Source organism: Methylobacterium variabile, from assembly GCF_001043975.1.
Lineage (GTDB): Bacteria > Pseudomonadota > Alphaproteobacteria > Rhizobiales > Beijerinckiaceae > Methylobacterium > Methylobacterium variabile.
The window spans coordinates 1-3897 of sequence record NZ_LABY01000311.1; the positions used below are offsets into that span (position 1 = coordinate 1).

At 55.4% G+C, this 3897-nt stretch carries 2 protein-coding genes, 2 pseudogenes and 1 other annotated feature; all 4 genes and pseudogenes read right to left on the reverse strand.

Features of this window, described 5'->3' with window-relative positions; genetic code table 11:
- Window positions 1-176: 176 nt before the first annotated feature.
- Window positions 177-762 (reverse strand): annotated as a pseudogene (locus VQ02_RS36390) (IS3 family transposase); the annotation flags it as partial.
- Window positions 366-482, reverse strand: a sequence feature (AL1L pseudoknot). (Overlaps the previous pseudogene by 117 nt.)
- A gap of 202 nt (window positions 763-964) precedes the next feature.
- Window positions 965-1757 (reverse strand): annotated as a pseudogene (locus tag VQ02_RS36395) (transposase); the annotation flags it as partial.
- Between the two features lie 128 nt (window positions 1758-1885).
- Window positions 1886-2950 (reverse strand): O-fucosyltransferase family protein, encoded by a 1065-nt coding sequence (locus VQ02_RS37755; RefSeq protein WP_157080894.1) that lies wholly within the window; start codon window positions 2948-2950, stop codon window positions 1886-1888.
- 496 nt (window positions 2951-3446) lie between these two features.
- Window positions 3447-3897: integrase core domain-containing protein (locus tag VQ02_RS31905; RefSeq protein WP_209437093.1), on the reverse strand; the 451-nt coding region annotated here is incomplete at its 5' end.

Sequence of the window (3897 nt, forward strand, 5' to 3'; positions counted from 1 at the left end):
CTCCTCCCCGGTGAAGGGCAGCAGCGAATCACACGCACGCGCCAATGAAAACCCGCTACGAGTCAAAACCTAAGCGCGGCGGTATAACTTGCCACGCACACCTTACGTTGAAAGGAGATGGGCTTCTCGCCGCGGTGACAAACGCCGCCAGACCGAGCCGGTCTCGGATGCACTCCGGCGAGCGTGCATCGAGCGACCACGATCCCCTCCCGGGCCAGTTGTCGCCAGATCTTGCGCACACCGTAGACGCAGAAGTTCGCCTCGAACACGCGCTTTATCTCGATCATCAACGCCGCATCGCTGCGGGAGCGAACCGAGAGCTTCTCGGGATCGGCCCGTCGCGCCATGCGCGCGTAGTAGGTCGACGGGGCGATCGACAGCACCCTGCAGATCGGCTCGACCCCGTAGACCTCCCGATGATCGTCGATGAAGCTAATCATGGCCGTGGCCAGCGGTCGAGCTCCGCCATGGCGAAATACGCCGACGCCTTGCGCACGATCTCGTTGGCTTGGCGCATTTCGCGAACCTCGCGCTCCAGCGCCTTGATCCGCTCGCGCTCGTTCGTCGTCTGGCCAGGCCGCACGCCCTGATCACGCTCGGACTGGCGCACCCAGTTCCTCAGCGTCTCGCCCGAGCCGCCGATCTTGGCCGCGATCGACTGGATCGCCGACCATTGCGAGCCGTGCTCGCCCTCGTGGTCGCGCACCATCCGCACGGCGCGTTCGCGCACCTCAGGGAAAACGGGGCCGTTCGCTTCGTCATGGCTCCATCCTCTCAGAAGGGGGAGCCTCCGGGAAACCCGGGGCGGTTCAGACGGCCACGTCCGGCCCAAGCCGATGGGCGGCGACCAGCGCTCGCACGTCATCGAAGCCCACGCCCCGCGGATCCTGAGGCTGTGCGAGGAGCGTGGCAACATCATGCTGGCGGAGTTGCGCGATGCCCTGGCTGAGCAGGGCGTCGCCACCAGGTACTGGATCTGTGGACCCGTCTTGGCGACCCATTTGCATGGCGCTTTGGAGACCATCTCGGGGCCATTGCCGCAACGGATGTGCTCGGGGATGCCATGCAGGCACATCGCGTCGGGGGTTTGCCCCTGCACGAAGTCGAAGCTCCAGATGTGGTTTCGGTAGAGCAGCCGCATCCGCACGCAGGAGCCGTCGTTCAGCCGCAGACGGCGGCGCGGCCCGTGCTTCGGTGGGATCTTGAGCCCCTCACGACGCCAGAGATGCTGGACCCGGTCTCTACCCATCGGCCACCCGGCTGCCTGCAGCAGCGCGGCGACGTGGCGATAGCCCGTAGCGTCCGTACTCGGACGCCAGGGCGATGAGAGCGCAGGTCAGGGCATCCTCGTCGGCCAGCACGGTCAGTACGTAGCGCTGCGTGCCGCGAGGTTGGCCGATGATCCGGCAGGCATGGCCCTCCGAGAGGCGATACTTCTCGGATCCCGTCCACCGCCTGCCGGGCTCGCTCGGGGGCTACAAGGTTCCCGCTGCGACGTCCGCCAGCGCCTGCTTTTCCAGGGACAGATCAGCCACGAGCCGGCGCAACCGAGCGTTCTCGCGCCCAAGCTCCTTCATCTTCTTGGCTTGATCGACTTGGAGGCCGCTATACTCCTTGCGCCAGCAGTAATAACTCTGCTCGGAGAGCTTCGCCTCCTTACACGCAAGCGTCAAGCTCCTGCCGTGTGCCGTTTGTACCTCGATCTGGCGCAGCTTGAGCACAATCTGTTCTGCACTCGTTTTCTGACCTCGCCGCATGTCCCGCTCCTTCGGTCCTGGCTGATCCTCTCAATCAGCTCGGTCCAAAGCCAGCCGGTCAGGTCACCGTAACCGCCGTTATTTCTAACCGAACAGAATTTCTCAAGCTGAACTTGAAGTAAATTCAGCTATTTTCTTTGTAAAATGTCATCGACAAAATAGCTGTCTTCTTTTTTGGCTAGATGGTAAATTTTTGCCCTCTCGGGTGAACCTACTGCATTCCATAAATTACTCCATGCCGTTGCGTAGACAAGCGCCCGCCTATGATGCTTGTCACCGACGTCAGAAGAGTTTATTATTGGGATTATTTCTTCTGATAGCGCAATTACATCGAATTTTCTAATCATTTCTGCACCGCCAAAAGTTGCGGCGCATTCCGAATAGAAGCTTTTAAATGGGCAAATAATCTTTTTTACGGATGCTAAAGCTATCAAATCAGCCAGAGAACCTTCATCTGTTTGGGGGTCGTAAATACTCGAAGTAGAGCAAAACTTAATATCGGGATATTTTTCTTTCAACATACCGACAATTGACAAATCTTCCGAGCAAACTAATACATTAGATACGGCACTTGGCAAACTTTCTATAGAAGAAAAAATAGACTTCAGTGGTATGTATCGCTGAAATATTTGTGTTATACCACGCTCTTTTAGAAAATCCAGACTTGAGTTGATGATGATTTTCTCAACATCACCCCGGCGCACGTGTATCGCAGTTGCATTAACGATATTATTTTCGCGACAAAATTCTCCCATCTTATATTTTATTTCCTTTTTGAAATTAAACATGTTCCACAAATCAGCCAATCTTGCACTAAAATCATTCATCGAGTAATTTGAAAAATATAAAGGGAACGGTACATCATAAAATACATAATCATAACTAGTTAATTTTTCAACAGCTTCTTCTAAAGTCAAGCTAGACAGCATTTCTCGAGAGTTGTTAATTGATATTATATTACTCCCAGAAACATCTGAACGCCTATGGCCGAATTTTTCGTCGATGAACACATCGTCGCTTTCAAAAATCTTCATAAAGCTGTCCGAGCGAAGTATGTTTTTGTTATAGTTATTATCTTCTAAGCTTGGCCAAAGAACGATTAGCTCTTGATTGAGAATTTCAGCTAGACACCGCGCGTAGGCAAACGTAAGAAGGCGGGTACCAAGGCCATCCGGTCTGCTAGCAACTATCATAATTGCTTCTCTTTCTTCCTTGATAATCTCGTATACGCCGCCCGGGCATCGTTTTGCAACGAAAAATTAGCATCTTCTTAGTCTACGTGTCAAACAATTAGTTTTTGCGATCCAGATCGCTGCGGCTAAGCATTAGCACGCAACGTGCGCGCGAGCGGACAAGGAATGCATACACTCTAAAATTACAATCGAGAAATGGACCTTCTGCGCAACGGAGCGACAGCACCCGATTGTAGATGAGGCACACCAAGCCTAGTGCATCGACGCCTTCAAAAGGTGCACCGCGCAACAAAAATTCCGCCGTGAGTGTAGATGGTTAGCAACCGCGCACGTGGCTCGTTCGTCGGCGTCAGGGCACTAGCGCACCGACTCAACGGGATGGTGCAACCTGGCTGTTGAGGATGGCGGCTGCAGGCTTGGTCCAGACGAAAGGCCTGGGCTGCTCGTTGTGTTCGTGGAGTAGCCCCTACCAGACCGGACACGGGGCAAGCTGCTTTTAAACACAGATGAACTCGCGAGGTGAGCGCATGCCAAGCCCTCGATGGGGATGGTGTACGTTGTAGTCGGTGATCCAGTGACCCAGACGCACGAGCACGGCGTCGGGGCAAGACTGCACGCGGGCATAGTCCCGCTTTAGCGTCTTCACAAAAGCCTCGCTCACCCCCTTCATCTCAGGTGACCGCACAGGCGTGAAGCAAGGAATGAGGCCGAGAGCGACCGCGAAGGTAAGGGTCTTGGCGGCCGTACGGGCTGAGCCGTTGTCGCTCAACCACTGCACGGGATGAGGAGCTTGCAGGCTGCCAAAGCGTGTCTCCACGCAAACCAGCATAAAATTGCGGGCCATTTGGCCGGCAATCCCGCCCGTCGAGGCCACAAGGGCGATGGGGGATTGCCCCAGGGCAATCGGGTGAAGTGTCATGGGGCAAGAGCCTGACGAGGTAGTCGTC

What these genes read in the sequence shown, in the direction of transcription:
- VQ02_RS37755 (WP_157080894.1), bottom strand. Translation starts at nt 2,950, where the DNA reads ATGATAGTTGCTAGCAGACCGGATGGCCTTGGTACCCGCCTTCTTACG.